Raw genomic sequence first — 25,378 nt, forward strand, 5'->3', positions numbered from 1 at the left:
ATAAAAACGATGAGCTGCCCTGCCGGGACTCATCGTTTTCCTTTATCAGCGGCCAAGCTCGACATACGGGCTGTCGTGGCTGAAGCCATATAGAATCAGGTCTTTAATTATATCTGCGCCAAGCGCGCTGTAAACCGTGCCGTTGCCGCCGTAACCGAGGAGAAAATAGACATTTTTGTGTTTCGGGTGTTTGCCGATAAACGGAAGACCGTCTTTCGATTCTCCAAATGCCGCACTCCATTCATGGGCAATAGCCAGATTAGAAATGTGCGGGAAATGCCAGCGCACAAGCTCAAGAAGCTCATCACCTTTTTCTCTAAGTACTCCAGGTTCTTCTGCCGGCTCGGAGACGGGTTCATCAAGTCCCCCTGCAATGATCCTGTTGTCAGGGGTGGTGCGCATGTAAAGGTAGGGCTGTTTTGTTTCCCAGATGAGTGCCCGGTCATGCCAGGCAGACAGATCTTTTACAGGGTGCGTAACGATGGCATACGTGCGGTTCAGAACCGCTTTTTTGATTGTGGCAAACTCAGCAGTGGCATAGCCGGTGCAGTAGATCACATGCTTCGCCTCAATAACGCCTTTTGGGGTACGGAAGGTATGATTTCCACCTTGGGTACCGGAGAAATCGTGACCGAGGACTTCTGTATTTTCGTAAACCTGGACACCGTTTTTGTGTGCCTGGCGAACGAGTGCTGTTGTAAGCTTGAATGGATTCACTTCCGCGTCCAGATCGGAAAGAATAGCAAGATCTTTTTCAAAGGGAAAAATCGAGCGGATCTCATGTGGCTCCAGGAGACTCACAGGAAAATGGTGCTTACGAAGCGTCTCAAATTCCTTCCGGAGTTTTTTTACATCAGATCTGCTGCTGGCATAGAAAAGGGATTTTCTTCTTGTAAAGTCACATTTGTACTCAAGACGGCGGACAGTCACTTCAAGATCATCAATCGCTTTCAGGCACCGTTTGTAAAATTGAACGGCTGTTTCTTCACCGAGCTTTTTCGTAAATGAATGAAGCATCTTATCGTTGGCGTATTGAAGCAGACCGGTATTGGCCGAAGAAGAACCGCTTGCCACCGTATTCTGTTCAACAAGGATCGTATTGACATTGTATTCAGAAAGGCGGTACGCCATTATTGCACCGCTCATCCCGCCGCCAATCACCAGTACATCACATTCGGCGGGTTCTTCCAGCTTCGGGTAGGAAGGAAATTGTTTTAAGGTAGTCGGCCAGTAGAGGCTTCCCGTATGCAGTTTCATAATCGGCTGCTCCTTGTCCGTAAATTCTCCTATGTAGCGTGTGTGTTCACGGCCGGGTTTATACCTCTCTTGAGGATGACGGGAGCAGACGGCATAACACTCAGGCGAGCCGTCATAGAATGTGAAAAGAACGATAAGAAGAGGGGATCAGGCATGGAGCGTATAAAGATCAAAAACGGACTGGACTTTTTTGGTTATCATTTGTGTGAGGAAGCGCTTTCCAGGGGGATCGAAGTTTCAATTGAAGAAGAGGGAGAGCTGACAGAAGAACAGGAAATGATGAAAGCCTTATTCGTTAGAAACAGTCTTTTTACTTTTGGGGGGGAAGAGGCGAATGTGACGCTCGTGAACGGATACGAGCGGGCTGGTACTGCGGCCGGTGACGATATACTTGCCGGCCGGGAGGAAGGTGACATTCTGCTGCCACCTCTATATGGGCCCTTTCAGCCAAAGAACAGAGGTTTTGCGGCACTTCTGTCAAGCTGCGAGGAAGATACACGTTTGTTTCGTGAGTGTGCAGAAAAAGAAGGAAATGGCCTGATCCATGCCAGAGACGGCGCAAAAGCGGTATTGGATCTTCTTGAAAAAGAGGAAAGACCCCTGGCGAGGATTACGGGACCGGATCGGAAGCTCTGGAATGACGGTGTCCTCTATCTCGCTGACAGGTTCGAAAAGCTGGAATGGTGCCGGGACCTGATTCAAGGCGAAGCAGATGATAAAGGAAATGGTGGAGTAAAAGAAACAGGGCGGCTGCCGGACGAACAGGAAGCCTATTCAGGTGAAAAAAGGACCATCATACAGGTATCCGGGCGGCCCGTTAAGAAAGGACTTGCGGAACAACTTGCGTGGATGGAGAAAACGGGGTTGTGAGTATCCACTTAAACCCATCCAGCCCAATTAAATAATCGTATGGAATAGGCCTCCCGGGTGAAAAATGAAGAGGTGGACAAAAGTCCATCAAAACAAAACCCAGGGGGTCACATTATGAGCTTTTTTGGCATGTTTAACGACAAAAATGATCGTCACGGAAAAGATGAAAATCGCAAGGAAGTACAGCGAGGGCACCGTGATACTGAGTTTGCAGAAGATGACGCTCATATCGATCTTCGTCAGGAAGAGCTGGATATTCATAAGCACCGGGATGAAACCGGGGATGTGGAAATTCACAAGGAGATCGTGGAAGAAGAACAGACCGTCAACGTCCCTGTCTCCCACGATCAGGTTGTCATTGAAACAAAAGCAGTAGATCATCAACCGACCGATGAGCCGATTTCCGAAGAGGAAACGGTTCACATCCCCGTTACTGCAGAAGAGGTCGATGTGGATAAGCATACTGTCGTCACAGGGGAAGTGACAGCCCATAAACGCTCAGTGGAAGAGAGCAGACAGGTGCATGATGTTCTTCACAAGGAAGTTGCTGATGTGGAAACCCATGGTACAGCAGACGTTGTGAATGAAAGAGACGAATAACGTACTGCAGGGAGAGTTGTCTCCCGGAATATCCTTAAGACCTTGCTGGGTCTTAAGGATATCTTTTTTTCATATCCATTTTTATTTTCGGGCAGAATAAAAAAAACGAACGGACGAGGTGAACGTATGATTGCCAGGTTTGTTTTAATCGGAATTCTTATTGGTGGTCTTGCAGGCTGGATAACAGGGTATTTTTTTACAGGAATCGTCTCCGGCGCCGTGATCGGCGGCCTGTTTTACCTTCTTAAAGGAAAAAGTAATGGTGAGCCGGTGGAGCGTTCAGAAGAGGCGAATCATCAAAAATTCGATCTAAAGGAAGAAGAACTGGATATTAGGAAGAAACGTGTGGTTACGGGGGACGTAAAAGTCCGCAAAGAAGTTGTGGAAACAGAAAAAACGTTAAAAATTCCTGTAAAGCGTGAAGAAATGGTCATTGAAACGGCTGACGAAGAGGAAATTCGTATTCCGGTAAAAGAGGAAGAAGTTCATATTCGTAAACAACCTGTCAAAATTGCAGAGGTGGATGTAACAACCGAACAAGTTGAGGAAATGAAAACAATTAAAGCTCCTGTAAAGAAAGAGGTTCTCGATATTGATGTCAGCGGGGACGCGGACGTAAAAGAAAATAATGAGAATCATTGAGCAGCGGCTGTCCGCTGCTTTATTTAGTCAGGGAATGACAGGACTAATGTATTCTGTTTATTTAAGGGCTGTATTAAGGTTCACCGGATATTCACTGTTGCGGGGAAGGACGCGATTTGCGATGATTTAAGTAATTGCGCAAAAAGGGGTTGAAGATCGTGAAGCAACTGCTTATGGGAATCGTCCTGTTTTCTTTCATTGCTCTCGGGGGTTATTTCTTTTTTTCCGGTTTCCTCGGGTGGGAGCAGGGGATCGCGGCTATTTCTGCTATAGTACTGGCCATACTCGTAGAGTGGCTGTTCCATAAAACCGTTAGGCTTGTGTAATAAACTGTAATTGAAGGTTACGTCAGGTCAGGAAATCGTTACTATGATTTCCCTCAGGGTCTGATCAGCCTTGGAGAGTACGGCCTGTCTGTACCGGATGAGGTACGCGGGTGGCTTGAGGAGCATGTTGATATCTATCGTGAGACAGGGAAAATGCCTTTTAAAGTCGAAGGATAACAGTGGAGGAAAGGAAACAGTGTTTTTTGCAGTGCTGTCTTCTTTTCCAGAGAAAACCCGGTATACAGGGTCACTTTATCCAAGGAGTGAGAGGCATGGAAATCAGAGAACTTTCTTCAGGCGAAGCGCGGGATTCCCGCTATCTGCTCGATGGCTTAATTGAAACGCGTGAAAAGCTGCTCGAAATGATTGATGAAGTGGACGACGGAGATCTTTACTATCAGACACAGGGGCTTCCGGCACCGGCAGGTTACCTTCTTCATCTGGCACAGGTGGAGCTGTTCTGGAACAAAGTGGTTCTGCAGCAGGGCTCTGTCAGCGATGAGGACCGTCAACGGTTTCACTTTCAGGAAAAACAGGAGATTTCCGCACCGGAAGGCAAGGATAAGTCATGGTTTCTTGCAAGGCTCGGGGAGGTAAGAATGCTGACCCGTGAGCACTATATGAAGATGTCGGATATTGAATTCAAACGGCCGGCACTTGAGGTGAAACTGAAAGGCGAAATGGTCAGATGCTCACCGGAATGGGTGCTCTATCATCTGATTGATCATGAAGCTTATCATCGTGGACAGGTTGCCCTTATTTTCAGGATGATGAACGGCACAAGGGAAAAATGGGATCATTTTAACACTCCATATCTGTCGATGTAACGGCAGGCTGGAGCAAAGAAACCTCGCAGCAGCGGGGTTTCTTTTCTTCGTAACGGGGCTTGTCAGCACTCTCCTTGCATTGAGGTGTTCGTTTCTTTAGGATAGAGGAATGATCATTGTGAAGGAGAGGATCTTATGGCAGAGCAGAACAAAGCGCTTAAATCAATGGCTGAACGAGTCGTAAAAGGATATAAAGCGGTGCACGCAAGAGATTTTCAGGAGGCAAAAGAGCTTCTCGAACCTCTGAAACCGCTGCTTCATCAGGACGACAAACCGAACGTCACTTTTCTCGTTCACCTTGCTATGGCACAGATCGGCACGGCGAGTGTTGAGGATTTTCTAGCTACGTATGAAGACATTCAGAAACACGAGCCGAAAAATGAAGACGAAGTCAAGCTGAAAGGCCGAGTGGACGCTGCATTTGAAGAACTGATGAAATCGATGGCGGAAAAAGCAGGGGAATAGCCAGCGAGGCTCCGCCACGTTCCGGCAGGAGTGGACAACAGGAAATCCGGGCGCTTGCGGAACAATTTGTCCAGTCAAGACAGGCTCATGTTTATATTGTCCTCATATGATACAGAGAGTAGACATTTTCCCATGTTAGCGACTCTTTTAAGGAGGACAATAAAGATGACAATGGTACATCCAGCTTATTATTACGGCGGCATGCGCGGCGGTGTGAAGCCTGGTCCCGGCCCCTACCCTGAGCGGTTCTTTCCGGTGCTTCCGTTTCTGGGCGGACTCGCTGTAGGCGGACTGCTGGTAGGAGCTCTCGGACCGCGTCCACCGTATGGCCCGGGATGCTGCCCGCCATTCTACGGCCCGCAGTTTGGTCCTGGATATGGTCCCCAGTTTGGTCCTGGTTTCGGTCCTCAGTACGGACCCGGTTTTGGCCCGCAGTTCGGCCCGAGTTTCGGTCCCCAGTTTGGCCAGCAGTTCGGCCAGAGCCCCGGGCAGTTCGGAGGCCAGCAGGCTGGCGGATTCGGCACCGGCACCACAGGATACGGCAATACCCCGTTTTACGGACCGACTCTGTAGACGGAATGGCGTAAGGAAACTCCCTGCGGAATGCAGGGGGTTTTTTGGTGCCGTGATGTGGATGGAGTACGGCCCCTTCTCATAGGGGCAGCTTTCCGCACTGAGCTGTGCGCTTCCTGTTTTACCCCCTAACGGCTGTTCTGATGAGAGTTAAGTACCGAAACGAGTAATCTCACCTCTTTATTCTTCCGTTTTGCTGAGTGATGACTGGAAAGCCCGCGTATATACAGGTGAACCTCTTCCGGGCTCCATTTGCCCTGTCCCCGCAGTATTGATAGAATAAGTCTATTCATACTTTCGCAAATGAGTGGAATTTATATCTGTATTCCTTCTCCATGCTTGTACATATTTTCACTCAGCACGAAGGAACAGCAGCAGATTATCATGAAGGAGGAAATGGCTTGAATCATCACGTGTACGATTTAGCAGGGATCGGGATTGGTCCCTTTAACTTAAGTCTGGCCGCTTTACTGGAGGACACGCCTGAGGTGGATTCGGTGTTTTTTGACCAGAAGCCTGAATTTGACTGGCATCCGGGGATGCTTATTGTGGGAACCCGGCTGCAGGTGCCGTTTATGGCAGACCTTGTGACACTTGCCGATCCGACGAACCGCTACAGTTTTCTCAATTATCTGGCTGAAAAGAACCGTCTGTATCCGTTTTACTTTCTTCAGCGCCTCGACATTCCGAGACGGGAGTACAATGACTACTGCAAATGGGTGGAAAGTGAGCTGAACAACTGCTGCTTCGGCAAAAAAGTCACGGCTCTGGACTACCTTGAAGACGAAGGTCATTACAGCCTTACCGTTCAGGACATCCACAGCGGTGAGGAGGAGACGATCTACAGCAGAAATCTTGTGCTCGGGACGGGAAGTTCGCCGGTTCTTCCTGAAGCGTTCAGGGATCTGGCTTCCGAGCGTGTGTTTCACACCTCACAGTTTCTCGATTACCAGGACCATTGCAGGGACGCTCGTTCGATTACCGTCGTCGGTTCCGGCCAGAGTGCAGCGGAAGCGTTTCGTGAGCTCTTAAAAGAGCGGATGGAGCACAACTATAAACTTACATGGATTACCCGCTCGGCCAGCTTTTTTTCCATGGAAGAGTCCAAGCTCACCGTTGAGCAGTTTTCACCGGATTATGTGAATTATTTCTACCAGTTCCCGCAGGATAAAAAAGACCGGATCTTCGCCACGCAGGATCTGCTGTATAAGGGAATCAGCTCCCATACGATAACCGATATCTACAACCTGCTCTATGAAAACTCTGTTTCCAATGAGGAAATAAACGTGGATCTGCAGGTTCTTACAGAAGTGAATGGGATCCGTGAAAAAGGCGATACGTATGAAATTGAGTGCCGCCAGTGGGAGCAGGATTACGAGTTCACGAGGGAAAGTGATGTGGTCATTGTCGGAACCGGCTACCACCCGAACGTGCCGGCTTTTGTAAAGGATATCAGTGACTATATTTCGTGGGATGATAAAGGACGCTACGAGGTTCAGCCCGATTACCGTCTCAAAGTGAACGTTCCGAATGACATTTATGTACAGAGCGGGATCTCCCATTCCCACGGCATCGGCTCCACGAACCTGGGGCTTGCTGTGCACCGGAACAAGATTATCATTAACCATCTTCTTGGCAGAGAAAAGTATCCGATCTATGAAAAGAACGTGTTTCAGAATTTCGATGCAAGAAAGCTCTAAAGCAGGAAAAAGGCTGATCCCGGAACCAGGTCCGGGACCAGCCTTTTTCAGGTATGAGAGATGGATGAGTCCGGTAAAGGCAGCTAGGAGTCTGCCTTTTTCCTGACGCTGCTCTTACCGTTACCTGCCGGCTCCGGGCTGTTGGCAAACTTCTTTAATGCATCCCATACAGGAGATAAATGCTTGATATACGGTTTCATCGCATGTGCAAAGTTCATAACAGCTTCGATCTGCTCCAAAGTCCGTTCCATCTGTTCAATTTCCTCCTGGGTCGGCTCCTCCTCATCAGCAAGAGGATCGTCACCGGACGCAGAATCTTTTTCAGCTTGAGTTTCTTCATTTATTACAGGTGTCCCCCAGCCTCCAAACAGCCAGCTGCCTCCTTGTCCTTCAGGTTGATCCCCGGTTCCATGACTTTTCGTGCTGTCTTCTTCACCTGAGTCCGGCCGGGGGCCGCCGAACATCATCTGGTCAAAAAAACTCATCGGCGGACGCTGCTCTTCTTTTTCGGCCATTTAAACAGCCTCCTTAACAGAAATCTTTCTCTATTTACCATATGCACGGACGCCCCGGGACGTATAGGGGACTGTCCCAGGGACGGGAAAAGCATTGCATTTCTTTTAGGACTAGGTCATAATATTAACTATAAATGGCTGATTACAGACGAAATTTATTCCGGTTCGGGAGCAAGACTGACCCGTACCGCCAGAGGGAGGATCTGTTAGATGAGAGCAGGGATCTGGGGAATTGGCGCTTATGCACCTGAGCATGTAGTGACCAACAAGGAACTCGAACAGAAGATTGATACAACCGATGAATGGATTCAGACCCGTACGGGGATAAAAGAGAGAAGGATTGCCGGGGACGATGTGGACACCACTGACATGTCCTATTTTGCCGCAGTGGATGCACTCGAAAAATCCGGTGTTGCGGCCGAGGAAATCGAATTGATCATCGTGGCGACAGTAACCGGGGAGTACCGCTTCCCATCAGTTTCAGCGATGATTCAGGACCGGCTCGGAGCCAAGAAAGCAGCGGCTATGGATATCGGTGCCGCCTGTGCCGGTTTTATGTACGGCCTGGCTACAGCGAAGCAGTTCGTTGAAAACGGCGCCTATGAAAAAGTGCTGGTCGTGGGTACAGAAAAACTGTCCAAGATAACAGACTGGAGCGACCGCAATACCGCAGTGCTATTCGGGGACGGTTCCGGTGCTGCAGTAGTGGCTCCGGTATCGGGTGACCGGGGAATTCTGTCGTTCGAGCTCGGTTCCGATGGCAGCGGCTGGTCTCACATCAAACAGGAAAAGTACCTGTTGATGAACGGACGGGAAGTGTTCAAATTTGCCGTACGCCAGATGGGCGAATCGTCACTGAGTGTGCTTCATAAAGCAGGCTTGACGAAGGACGACTGTGATTTTCTCGTTCCGCACCAGGCAAATATCCGTATCATGGAAAGTGCGAGGCAGCGTCTGGATCTGCCGGTGGAGAAGATGAGTAAAACCGTGGACCGCTACGGAAACACGTCTTCTGCTTCCATACCGCTTTCTTTAATGCACGAACTTGATAATGGTAAAATTAAAGATGATGACATTGTCGTATTAGTCGGATTCGGGGCAGGCCTCGTGTGGGGTTCTGTCGCGATCCGCTGGGGAAAATAGAAGAGGGAAAGAAAGGAGCCGACATAGAACATGAAAAAGAATCGTGTAGTAGTAACCGGCATGGGTGCGGTTACACCTTTAGCAAATGATCTGGCACAGACGTGGACAAAACTGATTAACGGCGAATCGGGGATTGATATTTTTGACCGGTACCCGGAGGCTGATTTTCCAACAAAGGTGGCGGGCGAAGCGAAAGACTTCGACCCTGCCGACTTTATGGACAAGCGTGATGCCCGCAAAATGGACCGCTTTACACAGTTTGCGGTTGCAGCGGCACATATGGCGGTAAAGGACGCAGACCTGACGATTGACGAGTCGAATGCGGACCGTACCGGAGTCTGGATTGGATCAGGAATTGGCGGGATGGAGACATACGAAAAGCAGTTCCGTCTTTATGAAAAGCGCGGCCACCGCCGTGTGAGCCCGTTTTTTGTCCCGATGCTCATTCCGGACATGGCAAGTGGACAGGTATCCATCCAGCTTGGGGCAAAAGGAATCAACAGCTGTTCGGTAACAGCGTGTGCATCCGGTGCCAACTCCATCGGCGATGCGTTTAAAGTGATTGAGCGCGGCGATGCGGACATCATGATTACAGGGGGCGCGGAGGCGCCGCTTACGGAAATGTCCTTTGCCGGCTTTACAAGTGCGCAGGCCATGAGCCGTAATGACGATCCGAAAACCGCGTCACGTCCGTTTGATAAAAACCGTGATGGCTTTGTGATGGGTGAAGGGTCGGGAATTCTCATTCTTGAATCCCTTGAAAATGCAGAAAAACGGGGCGCCCGTATTTACGGGGAAATTGTTGGATACGGCGCCACTGGTGATGCTTATCACCTTACCGCACCTGCTCCGGAAGGGGAAGGCGGCGTCCGTGCTATGCGTCAGGCGCTGAACGATGCAGGACTCGCTCCTGAAGAGATCACGTACATGAATGCTCATGGGACAAGCACGGAGTACAATGACAAGTACGAAACGATTGCGGCAAAAACCGTATTCGGCGACCATGCCCGTAAGCTCGCGATCAGCTCAACGAAATCCATGACCGGCCACCTGCTCGGTGCAGCCGGGGCGATTGAGGCGATCTTCTCGGTCAAGGCGATTGAAGAAGGCGTGATCCCGCCGACGATGAACCTGGAAACACCGGACGAAGACTGCGACCTCGACTACGTGCCGAACGAAGCGCGCCGTCAGGAAGTCAACGCCGTTCTCAGTAACTCGCTCGGCTTTGGCGGCCACAACGCGACGCTGGTGTTTAAAAAATATACAAAATAACAGCGGGTTTCTTACCCGACTGTCTCGGATGGAGGCTCTCACCATAATGGTGGGGGCCTTTTTGATGTGCAGGGTGAAGTGTGGGGTTGGGGGCATGAGGGAGACTAGGATTGTATAATGTGGCTACTGGAATTTGCAACGGATGAGGGGCGTGGGACAATGCCGCATCACTTGCTGCGGGGGAAAACTTTGAAAAGAAGAGAGAGGTTGTGAGTCTCTTCTTTTTTGTCATCGAGGGTGTAGAAATGAAGAGACTTGGATCAGGTCGCAATCCTGAGCTAAATTACAAACAGGAAACAAGCGGTGTATATAAATAATTAAGAATATTATGTCACTTCTAAGGGTAGAAGGACCTAAAAGGAATGGAGGGTTGTCTGTGAATGTGGAATTCATCATTTTTATGGTCGGTTTTATAGCAGTGATGTTTATTGTTGATTTTATCCTGAAGCGATCTCTTGGCATTAAGCAGCAGAATTTTTTTTACAGATGGAAAAGCAGATCGGAGAAAATAACGATGGCTATTGTCCTGGGATTGTATTTTATTTTCGCAGGAATCATTGTGTTTACTACCGAGGTTTCTAGCAGTGTGTTTTTACTTATTTTCGGATCATTTGTGCTGGTGTTTCTCGTTCGGGGTGTTTTTGAGTTGCGTCATGAAAAAGAGAAAAAAGAATATGTGCTTTCATTTACGGGGTCAGCAATCATATTTCTTTTCCTTGTGCTTGGGGTTATGCTGTTCCCGGGGGAGACGCTGTCATAGCAGATCAGCCATTAAACTCTGAAGGAGGTCAATATGATAGGCATTTTTTTCATTGTCGCAGGGCTGTATATAATTTTAGTGTTATATGGTGATAAAAAATTAAGAAAGCGAGTCGGAGCAGAAAAAAGAACGTATCTCCAGCCGGATCAAAGAAAAATGGAGAAAAGTCGTGGACATAAAACGGCAGAGTGGATTATCGGTATCTTTTTTGTCGTGTGGATGGGTTTGGGTCTATTTCTGGAAGCCGTTCCATTCCCCGGATTTTTACCGTTTCTCGTTCTAATTGTATTTCTGCTTGCCAACGGTTTCTTTCAATACCGGAATGAAAGAGAAAGGCGGGAACACGTCCTCTCTTTTTACAATGCGGGTGCAATTACTTTGTTTTTTATCTTTACAGTTGTCTTTTTTGATATGTCATTCTGATACCAGCGCATATCCCTTGAATATCTCACCAGACCGGCTATACTATGACTAATATCGGATTCAGATGTGAAAGAGGTGGCGCTAATGAGCATAAACGATTACATTCACAATTTGTTCGTACACGAAGACGAAGCACTTAAGCGGATTCCGGAAACGCTGGAGCAGAACGACATGCCGAAAATCAGTGTCCCCGGGGAAACAGGGAAGCTTTTAACCCTGCTCGTGAAACTGACAGGCGCAAAGAACGTGCTGGAAGTCGGTTCGCTCGGCGGCTACAGCAGTATCTGGCTTGCCAGGGGACTTCCTGAAAAGGGAAAGCTGACCTCCCTTGAACTCGAGGAAAAGCATGCACGGGTGGCGCGGGAAAACGTGGCGCACGCCGGGCTTGATGATAAAGTAACCTACGTTACCGGGGATGCGATTGAAACCTTTTCCGATCTCGTATCAGAAGGGGAGACGTACGATTTCTTCTTTATCGATGCGGATAAAGGAAACTACATCCCTTATCTTGAAGCCGCCCTTCTCTGTGCGGAGCCGGGGGCGATTATTGCTGCAGACAATGTGCTCTGGGGCGGCCGTGTGGCGGATGCGGAAAATAACGAGGAAGATACGGAGCATATCCGCCGCTACAACGAATTTGTTGCCGGTGACGACCGTCTGGAATCGATGCTGATTCCAATTGGCGATGGCCTTTTAGTCAGCCGGGTGAAAGAATAATCCCATAAAAAAACCAGCCCGCTGCGGCTGGTTTTTGTTTATCCTTCACTCCCGGGAACAAAGTGTTCTGTCAGTTTCTTTGCAGAAACGAGGGCGAAAGGCAGGAGAATAAAAAATACGATTGAAAGCTGTATAATCCAGCCCTGCGCTGTTCCGATCACGGGGGAAAAGCGTATCCAGATTTGTCCGAAAACTAACGAAAAGAGAACGAGTAGGCCGAGACTGAACAGCCAGAACAATATCACACTTTTCTTCATAGTCATACCTCCTTACATTCTGATCACTCTACCGGAACATAGCCGGTACGTTCGATGAATTCCTGACCTTCTTCGCTTAGGATCCACTCCAGAAATGGGTCAATGTTCGGATTGTCCGAGCCCGCCGTCACAGCGTAGAACGAATCAGCAATTGGATAGGTTCCGTCACGAATCGTTTCAGGAGTGGGCGGCACTCCTTCAATTTGAAGGTGTCTGATGTTATGATTTTCGATCATCACGGTGGAAAAGAAACGGAACGAATAGCCGATGGCGTTGCGGTGATTTCGATAATTGGCGGTTTCACTGATAATCCCGCCCATCCCGGTGACCACGTCGTCCGTTGGGGCATCCATCAGCGTGTGACCTTCCATCAGGTTTTCAAGGGCTGTCTGGCTGCCGCTGTCGGGCGGCCGCTGAAAGGCGCGGATCACTTCGTTCCCGCCGCCGACTTCCGACCAGTCTGTGATTTCACCTGAGTAAATCCCCTGGATTTCTTCAATCGTTAAGTTTGTAACCGGATTGCGTGCGTTAACAAAAAATACGAAGGCCTCCCGGCCGATCGGGGTGAATTCCAGTTCGACTCCCTGTTCATCTGCCCTCTCCAGCTGAAAATCCGACGGACCGGCGGCAAAAATCATATCCACATCCCCGTTGATCAGGCTGGCGTAGGCCCGGTGTGTCTGGTTCGCCATCACTTCGCTGTCGAACAGGTCATAATCCTGTTCAGGGTACACCGCCTGTGCGAACGCCGAATAAACCGGATAAAGGGCCGTTGCCCCGTCAAGAACGGGAAGTTCGTCCCCGGCCTGAAGAGAGAATGATGCTTCCATATCGAGTGAAACAGCTTTCGTATGTTCCTGGAACGGCTTGTACTGATAAAGATCCACTTCCTGGCCGTCAGCAATTTCAAGGCTGTCGTACCAGCCCTGATAGATTTGAAATCCGATCAGAACAGCAGCAGCGAGAGAGCTGAAAATGAGGAGACTCACTCTGAATACATTTCCCTTAAGCAGTCTGAAGACGCCCAGATTCAGGATAACCCAGAAACCGATCACAAAAGCAGGTATGTAATAGCTGTAAAACAGATAATGCTGGGAAACAAGGGTGGCAAAGACCGTTCCAATGACACCGGCAAACAGCGCGAGAAGGGTAATCAGAAAAGAATAACCGATTTTAGTCCCGAGTTGATCCATACGAGAAGGTCTCCTTATTTTTACCTTTTTTACCAGTCTAGCAGACTTCCAAATGATAAAAAACCCCTTCCGACACTGAAACCGAAAGGGGGATATCCATAAAATCCCAAATGATGACAGGGCAGATCAGGACTGTTGTCCTTATTTTTGGAAAATTTCTTTACTGCGCTGAATCGGAAAAAGAGCAAGTTTCTTTCGTTCCTGGAAGGATCCGTGGTAGTTTTAGAGAGTACGTGCTTAACTTTTACACAAAAAGGAGAGGTGCGAAATGGAAAACGTGAATGGAAAAGTTGTTGTTGTAACCGGAGCAAGCAGCGGAATTGGAGAAGCGATTGCATACCGGGCGGCAGAACAGAAAGCCGATGTCGTTCTTGCTGCCCGCAGAACCGGCCGTCTTGATAAGCTGAAAGCCCGGATTGAATCAGAAACGGGCCAGCGGGCACTTGTAGTAGAAACGGACGTAACCGATCGCAGTCAGGTTGAAGCGCTCGTGGAAAAAACAAAAAGTGAGTTCGGCAAAATTGATGTGCTTGTCAACAATGCCGGTGTGATGCTCCTTTCCTTTATGGCGAAGGACAAAGTTGATGAGTGGGAGAAGATGGTGGATGTGAACGTAAAAGGTGTTCTTTTTGGCGTTCATGCCGCCCTGCCATCCATGCTTGAGCAGGACAGCGGCCATATTATAAACGTGTCTTCCGTTGCCGGTCATGAAGTATTTGCCTCAAGCAGCGTGTACAGTGCAACAAAGTATGCCGTTCGTGCCCTTAGTATGGGACTGGAAAAGGAACTGTCAAAAACAGGCGTGCGTGTGACGAACATTTCTCCCGGTGCAGTGGAGTCCGAGCTGGCCGAGCATATTACGGATGACGATATTCTTGAGCGCTTTAAGGAGCGTGCCGGAGAAATGAAGAAGCTCCAGGCAGATGATATCGCCAATGCCGTTCTTTATGCAGTCAGCCAGCCGCCGGCGGTCAATGTGAACGAAGTGGTTGTTAGACCGCTGCAGAAATAGAGGAAATAAAATGAACCGGAAAGCCTTTGGAGGCTTTCCGGTTTTTGAGTTACAAGGATTTATACTGAGCTAAGTGAACCACTTATGTTTTTTTACCATCAGGGACGGACCCTTTTTTCTCTTTTGCATAGGATGAAAAGAGAACGGTTTTATGCACCAGTGCTAAGACCATACCAGGAAAGGGTCATGTGTATGTTTAATATGTTTAAAGGGTTTGAAAAGAAAACCGGGGTCAAAATGGATTCCGTTATTAAACTGGCCAACTCTGTAAAAAACGCCAATTTTAAAGACGAGGCAACGGTCCGGGATCTGATCCAGCGCGTATCAAAGCTGGCAAACAGAAAGATTACGAAAGAAAAGGAAGACCAGCTCGTGCAGACGATCCTCAGTGGTAAAACACCAAAGGATCTCGGGGCCATTAAGAAAATGATGGATGAGAAAAAATAAGAAGAGGCTGTCCTAAGCGGCAGCCTCTTTTTGCTGATCGGAACTTATTTTTTTGCAGTCTCATCGAGAAACTGCTGTACAATGCGGTTAAATTTCTCACTATGCTCCCAGAACATCATGTGTCCGCCGAGCACGTCCACTTTTGACTTCGGGGTTAGTGTATTTAAGTAGACTTCGGCTGTTTTCGCCCAGTGTTCCGCAACGATATTCAGTGTCGGCACCTGCTCGGCCGCCTGCTGTGCTGCTTCCCGGCAGTCCGAGAACATGCCGGAAGCAAACAGATTGCCGGCTACATAAAATGGGGTCTTTAAAGACTGCTCCACAAGCCAGGTCAGTTCATCTTTATCAAGCTCTCTCTGCACCATCACCTGGGTTATATAGCTCGTGATGAAGGCTCTCTGTCCTGCCGAATCCCGAAGCGACGAATTGTAAATGGCTGAGATGTCATCGAGCGGTCCCTCAGCCCAGTCTTTTTGGTCAGCGGATAGTGATTTTGGCGGCATATCCACAAAGATCATTGCTTTTACCTCGCTGAAGCCATACTGCTTCACGTACTCCCAGGCCGTCAGACAGCCAAAGGACCAGCCGGCAATCACAGCACCAGTAACATTCAGCTCTTTCAGCACCGCATGAAGATCTGCCCCGTGTGTGACGTAGTCGTTGCCATGAAGAACGACCGTAGACCTGCCGTGACTTCTGGGATCGAGCACAATGACCCGGTGGGTTTTTGAAAAATGCGAAACCTGCTTCTCAAAAACCTCCGTAGTGAAAGTATATCCAGGGATGAAAACGAGCGGATCCCCGCTGCCTTCTTCCTGAACGAACAGCTCAGCACCATCGTCTGTCTTCACATACCTCTCCTTTAGATACGTCATCCTTAACTACCTCCATTTCCGATTTACAAGACTATATGTATATTCGCGGGATCCGCTCCGGATTCCTTTTGCGAAGGGGGTTCAAAAAGAACGGAATGCTTCTTTATGCTATGTAAGTTTGTATGTGTGAGAGTTATAATGAGAGAAACGAATTGGAGGCGATTGCGATGAAACAGCAGGCAGTACCCTATTTTGTGTTTGACGGTGAGGCGGCCGATGCACTTGCATTTTATGAGAAGGTGTTTGATGGAGAAGTAACGGAAAAGCAGACATTCGGTGAGGCGGATTTTCCCACGCCCCCTGAGGCAGACGAGCGCATCCTGCATGCCCGCTTAAAAAAAGGACCGCTCTTTTTTATGGTATCGGACTCGTTTCCGGGCAGCCCTGTTCAGACAGGCAATCATCTGGCGCTCGTGCTTGAGATGGAGACCGAGGACGAGATCAGGAAGTATTACGAACGCCTTCGTGACGGCGGGGAGGTTCTGATGGAACTTCAGGATACGTTCTGGGGCGCAACCTATGCAAAAGTGAAAGACCGCTTCGGGCGGATCTGGGATCTGAATCTGGAAAAACAGTAATCAGCTCCGAACGAGTTTAATGATGCCGGTAATGACAAGAGCCACAGGCAGTATAAATGTGCTTATGTTGGGCGACCAGCCAAAAATAGCGCTGAGACCGAAGATGAACCCGAGAGAGACGGCAGGATAGACAAAGATGTAAAGAAAAGCAGGATTCAATTCGTATCACCCCTTTCTCCGTGAGATTTTCAACAGGCGGCGGACACGGAACAGAACAAGGACAGCAAAAATAACACCAATGACCACATAAAACCAGTCCACAGTAATCTACCTCCTTTTGAAACTACTCTATTGGTAGTAGGTACCCTGAAAGGGAAAAATAAAACAAACGATGACTTTTCGGAGGCGTATAAATGCTAGGTTATTACAGCAGTTTATCAGCGGAAGTGTACGATATGGACAAGCCGGTGGGGCATTCCTTCGGTGATGTGGAGTACTACAGTGAGAGACTGAAAGGCATGAGCGGGAAGGTTTTGGAGCCGGCCACCGGAACGGGACGGATTCTGGTACCCCTTGTAAAGCAGGGACTCGATGTGGAAGGGTTTGACCTGTCAGAGGAGATGCTCGCCATCGCCCGGCATAATTGCGAAGAGCACGGGGTAAAGGTGGAACTTCGGGCAGACAATATGGTGACGTTTGAGAGAAGCAGCAGGTATGAAGCGATTATTGTACCGACGGGCACATTTCTTCTGATTTCTGACAGAGAGGCGTCGGTGCGTGCCCTAGAAAACTTTTACACTCACCTTGCTGACGGAGGGCGTCTGATTCTGGATGTGTTTCTGCAGACGGATTTTGAAAAGGGACGAGTGAGTGTACGGACTTGGGACTGTGAAAACGGTGACCGGATTACGCATGAAAACACGATGGTTGAAGTGGATCATGTAAATCAGGTAACGGTCTCCCACGGGCGCTATGAGCGCTGGCGAGGCGGGAAGCTCGTTGAATCGGAGCTTGAGCGCTTCCCGCTTCGCTGGTACGGCATTGAGGAATTACGGATGATTCTGGAGCAAATCGGGTTCCGCGATGTGGTGGTATCTGCAGACTACGCATACGGCCGGGCGCCGGAGCGTGCAGATCAGACAGTTACGTTTGAGGCGGTGAAATAGCAGTAGGGTGGAGAGTGTGATGCTGGGCGGATAAGCTTAGCAAATCGGGTTCCTGCGGCTGCAGCTCGAGATTTTTATAGGCTGGAAATAAGGTTAGCGGTGATTTATAAGTGGAGATCCTGATTTATAAGCGAAAATCCTGGTTTATAAGCGAAGATCCTGATTTATAAGCGATACAGCAGCAGACCCCATGACTGCACCGGTATTTTAGGTCTGAAGCACAATTAAATATAATAGAACTGCCAGGACACCTCCCGTTACTGACGAGAGGTGTCCTCTTCTTTAACGAAGTAGCCGTTATCCAGCCGGTACCCTTTCCGGCGCATACGAAAGTAATGGATAATGAGAGGGCCGGGCATGGTGAACGTGAGAAGAATAATGGAGAAAGCCAGGGAGCTGGACCACGTCGTGAAATCATTCATCCAGTAATGGAGTGGAGTAAGGATAACAATGAGGATTGGGGCCATGATTAACGGTGTTTTGTACATATTAAATTTACGGTCGGTTCTGGTCATTTCGTTTTCGTCCGTCTGTTTGATGTAGCGTCTGAAAACAGTACGGTTGAATACATATGCTAGGCCGAGGGTCACGATGAAACCGGTCACGACACCGACCAGCAGATTTTGCAGGAGCTGTGCAAAGAGCAGGATGTTTCCTGTAAATATGATACCGATCACTGCTCCGAATAGGCACTCCTGCCAAATGTTCAATTCGATTTTTTCCTTTCCCACGTCCATCACTCCTTATATTGTCAGTACCCGTGAATAAATGAATAAAACAAACAAAGAAAAAATTGGAAACCATTCTTGCCCAGTATGTCACGTCGTGATATACTCGAATCATAATATATCACATCGTGACATAGTGAGGAGAGGACCCGAGTGAAAATCGAAAAAATAATGAAGAAATATGTGCCCATGACCGAGACGGCCTTTTACATCCTCCTCGCTCTTTCGGAACCCCGCCACGGTTACGGCATAATTAAGCACGTGGAGAATATTTCCGGGGGGCGGATTGTGCTGGGATCAGGGACGGTTTACGGAACACTTACAAAAATGCAGAAAGACGGCATCATTGTCGTGTTTGCCGATGAGCACCGGAAAAAGGTGTACGAAGTAACGGAAACGGGCAGGGTGCTGCTCACAGAAGAGACAAAGCGGATCGCCGAGCTGCACCGAAACGCAGAGAGATACTGGGGAGGGGAAACGGAATGAAAAAGTTCAGACCCTACTGGAGCTACGACATTCAGAAAACGGAGAGCTGGCTCGGGGAGATGGCGGAGAAGGGCTGGCATTTTACCGGACTTAAGAGGAAGCGCCGAGTTTTTACGTTTGAAAAAGGAGAGCCGGCAAAAAAGACTTACCAGATCGGTTATGAAAAAATCCGGCCGCACCGTCTGCCGAAGACACTGGCAAAAGATGGCTGGAAGATAAAGGTTTCAACAGGCCGGTGGTCTGTCCTAGAGCACGGTAATGCGGAGCAGACTCCGGCTTCTTCTGTCGTGCGTGATCCGATCGTGAGGCGCAATAGGATTCATTACTATGGATATCTGGCGTTTCTCATCTATATCATTTTCAGCACAGCTAATTTTCTTTTTCTTACGCATATTGTACTGGATGCCGGCGGTGAGGTCACCAGGGAACCGAGTCCATTCTGGGCCATTACCTATACTGGATGGGCTCTGGGGGCGGCTTTTATCGTGAGCTCCGTTTATGCCATTTTCAAAATCAAAAAGACGAATGCTTTGCTGTTAAATAACAGTGGCTCAGGAGCCGTTTCCCTTTCCGAACAGAATGAGAAAAAGCGGATCCGCTCCGGCGATTTGAAAGCGCAATTTAAATTCGGCTGGTTTTATAAACCTGATAAAACAGAGCAGTGGCTTGAAAATCAGGAAGCCTCCGGCTGGCACCTGTACCGCGTCAATCGGCTTGGTAACAGGTTTTACTTTTCGAAAGGAAAACCGCGGCAGGTGAGCTTCAAAGCCGATTATCAGAACCTTTCAAAGGAAACGTATGAAGATATGCATAACGATGCGGGCTGGGAAAAAGTCTATGCGTCACGATCCGCTATGATGAAGTGGACCATCTGGCGTAAAGAGTATGGCTTAGCAGAGCAGAAGCCGGAATTGTTTTCGGATCTCACTGAGCAGGCAGGAGCCGTGCGGAAAATGGCGCTAACCTACACCGCTATGTTTTTGCCGATGGTTCTGATGTACTTCTTTTTCGGTCTCCAGAATATCCTATGGATAGACCAGGCTCACTGGACACAGGTTTTTCAAATAACGACCTTTGCCCTGGCGGCGATCGTCTTTTCTGGACTTCTGATCACGGTCTGGCGCTCTTACTACAGAATGCGCCGGAAAGTGAACCGGGCCAATGTGTAAAAAGATGAAGTTAGAAAAAACTGGTTGACGAAACTTTTGCAATAGTGCTACGATTAAAAGCGTAAAATAAACCATTCTGAGAAAGGAGGAGAACAGCATGAAAAAGCCAATCATTGTACTCGGATCATCCATCAACATCACTGCCCGCTGTGACTCCACTTTCGTTAAAGGGAATGGACCGGTTTAGCATTCGTTAAAACCGGAATCTTCTTTTAAACGTCAGCGCAGTCCACAGCATTACACCTGTGAACTGCGCTTTTTTACGTCCTTTTACCCCTCTTTTATCTGAACCTGGGGAGACGTGCAGCGCATGAGCGGGGAGCTCGTGCGCTTTTTTGATGTTTTGGCCGCCAGGGCCTTCACATAAATACTTAATAATGGAGGAATCGTGATGAATGTAATGAGAAAATGGATGCAGGCCGGACGCCGGTTCAAGGAACTTGTGGAGCCAGGTGGAGGTTAGTGGACTTATAAACTCTCAGAACAATTGAATAGGATGTGAAAATATATGTTTACTGTTTTAGGAAAATTATGGTGGTTTTTTAAAGCTGAGTGGAAGCGGTACTCGCTTGCTCTTGGATTACTAATATTTGTCGGCTTGCTTGAGGTGATTCCGCCGCGCCTGATCGGTGTGGTAATCGATGATATTCATCAGGGAATCATGACCCGGGACCGGCTGTTTATGTATATCGGCTTCATGCTTGTGCTCATGGTCGTGATTTACGCGATTACGTACATCTGGATGCGTCAGTTGTTCGGCGGGGCGTTTCTCATCGAGCGGACGCTCCGGTCCCGTTTCATGGGTCACCTCATGAAAATGACGCCGACTTTTTATGAAAAAAAGAAGAGTGGAGACTTGATGGCCCGGGCGACAAACGATCTGAAGGCGATCTCCCAGACTGCCGGTTTCGGGGTTCTCACCCTTGTGGATGCCACGGTGTTTCTCGTTATTATTCTGTTTATGATGGGCTTTCTCGTAAGCTGGAAGCTGACGATTGCTGCGTTTCTGCCGTTGCCGATTATGGCTTGGCTCATGAAAAAATATGGCAAAATGCTTCACGAGCGTTTTACAAAAGCGCAGAACTCGTTCGGGGGTTTAAACGACCAGGTGCTTGAATCGATTGCCGGAGTTCGTGTAGTCCGTGCATTTGTTAAGGAAAAGGACGATCAGTCCCGTTTCCGTAAATCCACAGACGATGTACTAGAAAAAAACATTTCGGTGGCGCGGATCGATGCCCTGTTTGAGCCGACGATTAAGATCCTTGTGGGTCTCAGCTACATGATTGGTCTCGGGTACGGTGCGTTTCTTGTGTTCCGTAACGAAATTACCCTCGGCCAGCTGGTGTCGTTTAACATTTACCTCGGGATGCTCATCTGGCCAATGTTTGCTTTCGGAGAACTTATGAATATTATGCAGCGGGGTAACGCGTCTCTCGACCGGTTGAATGAAACGTTCGCTTACGAGGCGGATGTAAAAAACAAGCCTGAGCCTCGCCGCCTGGAGCGGCCGGAAACGATCACGTTTCAGAGTGTCCGCTTCCAGTACCCGAGCACGGACGCGTACGCTCTGGATAACATTGATCTGTCGGTCATGAAAGGGCAGACAGTTGGGATCGTTGGGAAGACAGGGGCCGGGAAGACAACGCTCCTTAAACAGCTGCTGCGGGAATACCCGCCAGGAAAAGGGACGATTGCCGTAAACGGTGTACCGGTTGAAGAAATTGAATTGGAAGCACTGAAAAGCTGGATCGGGTATGTGCCTCAGGATCAGTTCCTGTTTTCCAAGACTCTGCGGGAGAATGTTCTGTTTGGACGTCCGGATGCGGAGAAAGCTGCTGTTCAGCGGGTACTGGATCTAGCTTCAATAACGAAGGATATCGCCACGTTTCCTAAAGGCGTGGAGACCCTTGTCGGAGAAAAGGGAGTATCTCTTTCAGGCGGTCAGAAGCAGCGGGTGAGCATTGCCAGAGCGCTGCTGAAAAATCCGGAAATTCTTATACTGGATGACGCTCTTTCCGCTGTGGATGCAAAAACAGAAGCATCGATTATAACCAATATCCGCAGTGAACGCAGGGGAAAAACAACGTTTATAAGTGCTCACCGGATGTCGGCTGTAAGCCATGCAGATCAGATTCTCGTCCTTGATCACGGGCAGATCAGTGAGCGGGGAACACACGAGGAGCTTATGAAAACAGGAGGCTGGTACGCCGAGCAGTATGCGGCCCAGCAGATGGAAGAACGATCGGAGGTGCCTGCGCGATGAAGGACACGAAAATAAAGAGTGATAACAGAAAGAATACGCCGACGCGCCGGCTCATCCGTTACGCACTTGATTTTAAGAAAACGATTATATTTGCACTCGTGCTTCTGGCGATTGCGGCAGCGGCAGAACTGACCGGGCCGTTTATCGCCAAGCACATGATTGATAACCACATTCTCGGCATCGAGCAGGAGTGGGTGGAAGTGGACGATGCGGCAGCGGCCGAGGTTGTTTATGAGGACCGGGCTTTTATCCGCGGTGACCGCTATGGAGGAGAAGCGGAACAGATTGGTGAAGCGCAGCTTCTCCAAGTTGGAATCACTTTCATCTTTTTAGAGGACCCGATTTCCTTTGATGGTGCCCGGGAGCTTGACGGCAGTACGCTGACCGTGACCCGCGGGGATGAATCAGCGGTTTATGACGTAGTGCCGCTAACGGCAGATGAAACATTCACCTTTTACGGGCCTGAAGTAAAGTTCCTGCTGATGCTCATGGGAGGCTACTTCCTCCTCGTGGCGTTCGGGGCCTTCCTTCACTATCATCAGAGCTTTCTGCTCCAGCGCTCTGCGAACCAGATTATCCAGAAGATGCGAAACGACGTGTTCGGGAAAGTACAGCAGCTTCCGGTGAAGTATTTTGACAAACACCCGGCAGGAAAAATTCTGTCCAGGGTCACAAACGATACAGAGGCGATACGGGAACTGTACGTCCGGGTGCTCGCTACCTTCTTTACGAGTATCATATACCTGACCGGTATTTACATTGCCTTGTTTATTCTCGAACCGACCCTCGCCACAGCAGCGCTCGTCCTGCTGCCGATTCTTGTGGTCTGGGCGATGCTGTACAGGAAATTTGCAGCTAAATACAACCACGTGATCCGCGAGAAACTGAGTGACATTAACGGAAAAATTAATGAAAACATTCAGGGCATGCCGGTAATTCAGGCATTTGGCCGCGAAAAGGAAGTAAACGATGAGTTTGAGGAAGTGAACAAAGAGCATTACAAATACAACAATAAACTTCTGTCACTGAACGCGATGACGTCGTTTAATCTGGTAAACCTGTTTAGAAACATTGCCTTTGTGGGTCTCATCTGGTATTTCGGCGGTGCATCTGTTGGTGTAGGAGCGGTCTTTTCCCTCGGTGTGCTGTATGCGTTTGTTGATTATTTAAACCGTCTGTTTGAGCCGGTCAACAACCTGGTTAATCAGCTGGCCCAGCTTGAGGAAGCGCGGGTAGCCGGAGAGCGGGTATTCCAGCTCATGGACGAGGACGGTGTACCGGTGGAGGCCGGATCGGTTCCACGTTTCCGCGGTAATGTAAAGTTTGAAAACGTATCGTTTGCCTACACCGATGAGGATTATGTGCTAAAGAACATTTCCTTTGAGGCAAGCCAGGGGGAGACGGTAGCGTTTGTCGGTCACACCGGCTCAGGAAAAAGCTCCATCATGAACGTCCTGTTCCGCTTCTATGATCACCAGAAAGGATCGGTGACGATTGATGGTACGAACATTCAAAAGCTGTCAAAGCAGGCGGTGCGGGAACATATGGCAATCGTTCTGCAGGATCCGTTTCTTTTTACGGGAACGATCGCGTCTAATGTAGGGCTCGATGACCCGCGGATCAGCCGGGAACAGATCCGGGAGGCTCTTATTAAAGTCGGTGCAGGCGAGATGATCGATTCTCTGCCCGGGGGCATTGATGAAGAGGTAAAAGAGAAGGGAAGCACGCTTTCTGCAGGGCAGCGTCAGCTCATTTCCTTTGCCCGTGCCCTCGTGTTTGACCCGCCGATATTGATTCTGGATGAAGCAACAGCGAACATCGATACGGAAACAGAAGCGGTGATTCAGCAGGCGCTGGATGTGGTGAAAGATGGCCGGACGACGTTTGTCATCGCCCACCGCCTGTCCACGATCCGGGCAGCGGATCAGATCATCGTCCTGAATCAGGGTGAGATCTTAGAGCGCGGCGATCACGAAGAACTGATGGATCTTGAAGGCACGTACTATTACATGTACCAGCTCCAGCAGGGGATTCAGAAGGAGAAAGAATCGCCGGCGGGGTAGGTTTGTATGTGTGAGTTTCTGATAGATAGATTAATTGTATTTTAGTTTAGCTGTTTCGGATAGATTGTTGTTTTATTACCCTGCAGGCGGACGCCCTCCGCTCCATTAATAATGTGATCAATAGCCACAATCATTACGAACACAGCTTTAATTGTGAGGCAGCCGGCGCGGTGCGGGCTGCCTTTTTTTACCCGAAGGAGGATTCGGATGAATATAAAGCAAAAAGCAGCAAAGGCAGCAGCCTGTTATAATGCCAATCCGAAAGTGGAGGCGGTCATTCTGGCAGGATCTGTTGCCCGTGGCTGGGATGACCGATTTTCCGATATTGAACTGAATATCCTCTGGCGAGAGACACCTTCTGATGAGGACAGGCTTTCGGCTGTGAAAGAGCTTGGAGGCGAGTTGTTATCTTTTTACCCGTACGAGGACGAAGAATGGTCGGAGACGTTCAAGGCTCTTGGATTGAAGTTTGAGATCAGCAGTTTTCTCACGATTACGGTGGAGAAGGTCATCCGGGAAGTGGTGATCGAGGCGGATGCGTGTCTGGAGAAACAGTGCCTTGTCGCATCAATACATGAAGGGGAAGCGTTAGCGGGAGAAAATGCTGTGAAGCGGCTTCAGATGGAAACGTCCCGTTATCCGGCTGAGCTGGAGCGAGCGATGATTTTGAACGGCCTCGATCTCGGCACACGCTGGCACAACCGGGGTGCACTGCTGGCCAGAGAAGACTGGCTTATGCTTTACCATGTGATGACAGATGTGCAGCAGAAAGTGATGCAGAACCTGTTTGCCTTAAACCGCATGTACGTCCATCACCCGGCGTTCAAATGGCAGCGGAATTCACTTGAAAAGATGGCATTGAAGCCGGAACTTACTGCCGAGCGGATGGACCGGGTGCTAACTGCGGATCCGGAGGCTGGAGTTAAAGAGCTTGAGTCTCTATTTGAAGAAGTGAGAGGACTTGTGATAAAGGCATGGCCGGAGTTTGCGGAAGAGGGGAAAGATTGGAATTTTATAAGGCCAAAACAGGAGACGATGGATCATGAGAACTGAAAGGATCAGATTCAGACTAAACTGCGCAGATTCAGAGAAAAACGCTCATCTTCAGAGA

Annotated in this window: 29 protein-coding genes; 22 read left to right on the forward strand and 7 right to left on the reverse strand. The window is 49.0% G+C overall.

The genetic code is table 11. From position 1 onward, the window contains the following. Positions 1-45: 45 nt before the first annotated feature. Positions 46-1,257 (reverse strand): NAD(P)/FAD-dependent oxidoreductase, encoded by a 1,212-nt coding sequence (locus tag CR205_RS02275; protein WP_110516531.1) that lies wholly within the window; start codon positions 1,255-1,257, stop codon positions 46-48. On the opposite strand from CR205_RS02275, the gene CR205_RS02280 reads away from it, so the two are divergent. The 8 genes from CR205_RS02280 (at position 1,246) to CR205_RS02310 (ending at position 7,260) form a co-directional block, all read left to right on the forward strand. Further along, positions 1,246-2,127 carry a hypothetical protein gene (locus CR205_RS02280; RefSeq protein ID WP_142669844.1) on the forward strand — a complete coding sequence of 294 codons (882 nt, stop codon included), beginning with the start codon at positions 1,246-1,248 and terminating at the stop codon, positions 2,125-2,127. The two genes, CR205_RS02275 and CR205_RS02280, sit on opposite strands and share 12 nt — an antisense overlap. A gap of 114 nt (positions 2,128-2,241) precedes the next feature. Next, the gene (locus tag CR205_RS02285; RefSeq protein WP_110516535.1) at positions 2,242-2,727 is read left to right on the forward strand and encodes a YsnF/AvaK domain-containing protein; all 486 of its coding nucleotides are present in this window, start codon (positions 2,242-2,244) and stop codon (positions 2,725-2,727) included. A 126-nt stretch (positions 2,728-2,853) separates the two neighbouring features. Further along, complete coding sequence (locus CR205_RS02290) at positions 2,854-3,369, forward strand: YsnF/AvaK domain-containing protein (protein WP_236634684.1); 516 nt, start codon at positions 2,854-2,856, stop codon at positions 3,367-3,369. Between the two features lie 158 nt (positions 3,370-3,527). Next, the gene (locus CR205_RS20150) at positions 3,528-3,695 is read left to right on the forward strand and encodes a hypothetical protein (protein ID WP_161524640.1); all 168 of its coding nucleotides are present in this window, start codon (positions 3,528-3,530) and stop codon (positions 3,693-3,695) included. A gap of 272 nt (positions 3,696-3,967) precedes the next feature. Continuing rightward, entirely contained in the window at positions 3,968-4,522 is a 555-nt protein-coding gene (locus tag CR205_RS02295; RefSeq protein WP_110516537.1) for a DinB family protein, read from the forward strand. A 135-nt stretch (positions 4,523-4,657) separates the two neighbouring features. Next, positions 4,658-4,987 carry a hypothetical protein gene (locus CR205_RS02300; protein ID WP_110516539.1) on the forward strand — a complete coding sequence of 110 codons (330 nt, stop codon included), beginning with the start codon at positions 4,658-4,660 and terminating at the stop codon, positions 4,985-4,987. A 165-nt stretch (positions 4,988-5,152) separates the two neighbouring features. After that, entirely contained in the window at positions 5,153-5,560 is a 408-nt protein-coding gene (locus CR205_RS20470; RefSeq protein ID WP_236634685.1) for a hypothetical protein, read from the forward strand. 401 nt (positions 5,561-5,961) lie between these two features. After that, positions 5,962-7,260: a lysine N(6)-hydroxylase/L-ornithine N(5)-oxygenase family protein gene (locus tag CR205_RS02310; protein WP_236634686.1), complete on the forward strand. Its 1,299-nt coding sequence runs from the start codon at positions 5,962-5,964 to the stop codon at positions 7,258-7,260. 83 nt (positions 7,261-7,343) lie between these two features. On the opposite strand, the gene CR205_RS02315 is transcribed toward CR205_RS02310, so the two are convergent. Next, positions 7,344-7,775: a hypothetical protein gene (locus CR205_RS02315; protein ID WP_110516544.1), complete on the reverse strand. Its 432-nt coding sequence runs from the start codon at positions 7,773-7,775 to the stop codon at positions 7,344-7,346. A 210-nt stretch (positions 7,776-7,985) separates the two neighbouring features. On the opposite strand from CR205_RS02315, the gene CR205_RS02320 reads away from it, so the two are divergent. From CR205_RS02320 to CR205_RS02340, 5 genes are all read left to right on the forward strand, one after another. Continuing rightward, positions 7,986-8,918, forward strand: coding sequence for a beta-ketoacyl-ACP synthase III (locus CR205_RS02320; RefSeq protein WP_110516546.1), 933 nt, complete (start codon positions 7,986-7,988; stop codon positions 8,916-8,918). Positions 8,919-8,948: 30 nt separating this feature from the next. Continuing rightward, positions 8,949-10,190, forward strand: a complete 1,242-nt coding sequence (gene fabF / locus CR205_RS02325) for a beta-ketoacyl-ACP synthase II (protein WP_110516547.1) — start codon at positions 8,949-8,951, stop codon at positions 10,188-10,190. 376 nt (positions 10,191-10,566) lie between these two features. Then, positions 10,567-10,950: a DUF4181 domain-containing protein gene (locus tag CR205_RS02330; protein WP_161524641.1), complete on the forward strand. Its 384-nt coding sequence runs from the start codon at positions 10,567-10,569 to the stop codon at positions 10,948-10,950. Between the two features lie 33 nt (positions 10,951-10,983). Beyond that, positions 10,984-11,373, forward strand: a complete 390-nt coding sequence (locus tag CR205_RS02335; protein ID WP_110516551.1) for a DUF4181 domain-containing protein — start codon at positions 10,984-10,986, stop codon at positions 11,371-11,373. A gap of 84 nt (positions 11,374-11,457) precedes the next feature. Continuing rightward, entirely contained in the window at positions 11,458-12,090 is a 633-nt protein-coding gene (locus CR205_RS02340) for an O-methyltransferase (protein WP_110516553.1), read from the forward strand. A gap of 38 nt (positions 12,091-12,128) precedes the next feature. Here the strand turns inward: CR205_RS02340 and CR205_RS02345 are convergent, their stop codons facing one another. Further along, positions 12,129-12,347: a hypothetical protein gene (locus tag CR205_RS02345; protein WP_110516555.1), complete on the reverse strand. Its 219-nt coding sequence runs from the start codon at positions 12,345-12,347 to the stop codon at positions 12,129-12,131. Between the two features lie 23 nt (positions 12,348-12,370). Beyond that, a complete protein-coding gene (locus tag CR205_RS02350) occupies positions 12,371-13,540 on the reverse strand; it encodes a PstS family phosphate ABC transporter substrate-binding protein (RefSeq protein WP_110516557.1) in 1,170 nt (389 codons plus the stop codon). A gap of 268 nt (positions 13,541-13,808) precedes the next feature. Here CR205_RS02350 and CR205_RS02355 point away from each other — a divergent pair, with 268 nt between their 5' ends. Both CR205_RS02355 and CR205_RS02360 read left to right on the forward strand, forming a co-directional pair. Beyond that, on the forward strand, positions 13,809-14,552 hold the full coding sequence (locus CR205_RS02355) for an SDR family oxidoreductase (protein ID WP_110516559.1): 744 nt from the start codon (positions 13,809-13,811) through the stop codon (positions 14,550-14,552). Positions 14,553-14,744: 192 nt separating this feature from the next. Then, complete coding sequence (locus CR205_RS02360; RefSeq protein ID WP_110516561.1) at positions 14,745-14,999, forward strand: stage VI sporulation protein F; 255 nt, start codon at positions 14,745-14,747, stop codon at positions 14,997-14,999. A 44-nt stretch (positions 15,000-15,043) separates the two neighbouring features. On the opposite strand, the gene CR205_RS02365 is transcribed toward CR205_RS02360, so the two are convergent. Beyond that, positions 15,044-15,874 (reverse strand): alpha/beta fold hydrolase, encoded by an 831-nt coding sequence (locus tag CR205_RS02365; protein ID WP_110516563.1) that lies wholly within the window; start codon positions 15,872-15,874, stop codon positions 15,044-15,046. Between the two features lie 167 nt (positions 15,875-16,041). Here CR205_RS02365 and CR205_RS02370 point away from each other — a divergent pair, with 167 nt between their 5' ends. Further along, complete coding sequence (locus tag CR205_RS02370) at positions 16,042-16,452, forward strand: VOC family protein (RefSeq protein ID WP_110516565.1); 411 nt, start codon at positions 16,042-16,044, stop codon at positions 16,450-16,452. Here CR205_RS02370 and CR205_RS20155 read toward each other — a convergent pair whose 3' ends face one another. Continuing rightward, positions 16,453-16,611: a hypothetical protein gene (locus tag CR205_RS20155; protein ID WP_161524642.1), complete on the reverse strand. Its 159-nt coding sequence runs from the start codon at positions 16,609-16,611 to the stop codon at positions 16,453-16,455. It lies immediately after the preceding gene. A gap of 194 nt (positions 16,612-16,805) precedes the next feature. Between CR205_RS20155 and CR205_RS02375 the strand changes: the two genes are divergently transcribed. Then, positions 16,806-17,558 (forward strand): class I SAM-dependent methyltransferase, encoded by a 753-nt coding sequence (locus tag CR205_RS02375; protein WP_110516567.1) that lies wholly within the window; start codon positions 16,806-16,808, stop codon positions 17,556-17,558. A 257-nt stretch (positions 17,559-17,815) separates the two neighbouring features. Here CR205_RS02375 and CR205_RS02380 read toward each other — a convergent pair whose 3' ends face one another. Then, positions 17,816-18,289 carry a hypothetical protein gene (locus CR205_RS02380; RefSeq protein ID WP_110516569.1) on the reverse strand — a complete coding sequence of 158 codons (474 nt, stop codon included), beginning with the start codon at positions 18,287-18,289 and terminating at the stop codon, positions 17,816-17,818. A gap of 168 nt (positions 18,290-18,457) precedes the next feature. Here CR205_RS02380 and CR205_RS02385 point away from each other — a divergent pair, with 168 nt between their 5' ends. The 5 genes from CR205_RS02385 (at position 18,458) to CR205_RS02405 (ending at position 25,320) form a co-directional block, all read left to right on the forward strand. Continuing rightward, the gene (locus CR205_RS02385) at positions 18,458-18,772 is read left to right on the forward strand and encodes a PadR family transcriptional regulator (protein WP_110519638.1); all 315 of its coding nucleotides are present in this window, start codon (positions 18,458-18,460) and stop codon (positions 18,770-18,772) included. After that, complete coding sequence (locus CR205_RS02390) at positions 18,769-19,941, forward strand: DUF2812 domain-containing protein (RefSeq protein WP_110516571.1); 1,173 nt, start codon at positions 18,769-18,771, stop codon at positions 19,939-19,941. Before CR205_RS02385 ends, CR205_RS02390 begins: the two co-directional genes overlap by 4 nt. 508 nt (positions 19,942-20,449) lie before the next feature. Then, entirely contained in the window at positions 20,450-22,204 is a 1,755-nt protein-coding gene (locus CR205_RS02395) for an ABC transporter ATP-binding protein (RefSeq protein WP_110516573.1), read from the forward strand. After that, positions 22,201-24,267, forward strand: a complete 2,067-nt coding sequence (locus tag CR205_RS02400) for an ABC transporter ATP-binding protein (RefSeq protein WP_110516575.1) — start codon at positions 22,201-22,203, stop codon at positions 24,265-24,267. The genes CR205_RS02395 and CR205_RS02400 overlap by 4 nt, the downstream gene beginning before the upstream one ends. Before the next feature lie 207 nt (positions 24,268-24,474). Then, complete coding sequence (locus tag CR205_RS02405) at positions 24,475-25,320, forward strand: DUF4037 domain-containing protein (protein ID WP_110516577.1); 846 nt, start codon at positions 24,475-24,477, stop codon at positions 25,318-25,320. Positions 25,321-25,378: the final 58 nt, after the last annotated feature.

This window comes from Alteribacter lacisalsi, from assembly GCF_003226345.1.
GTDB classification, from domain to species: domain Bacteria; phylum Bacillota; class Bacilli; order Bacillales; family Salisediminibacteriaceae; genus Alteribacter; species Alteribacter lacisalsi.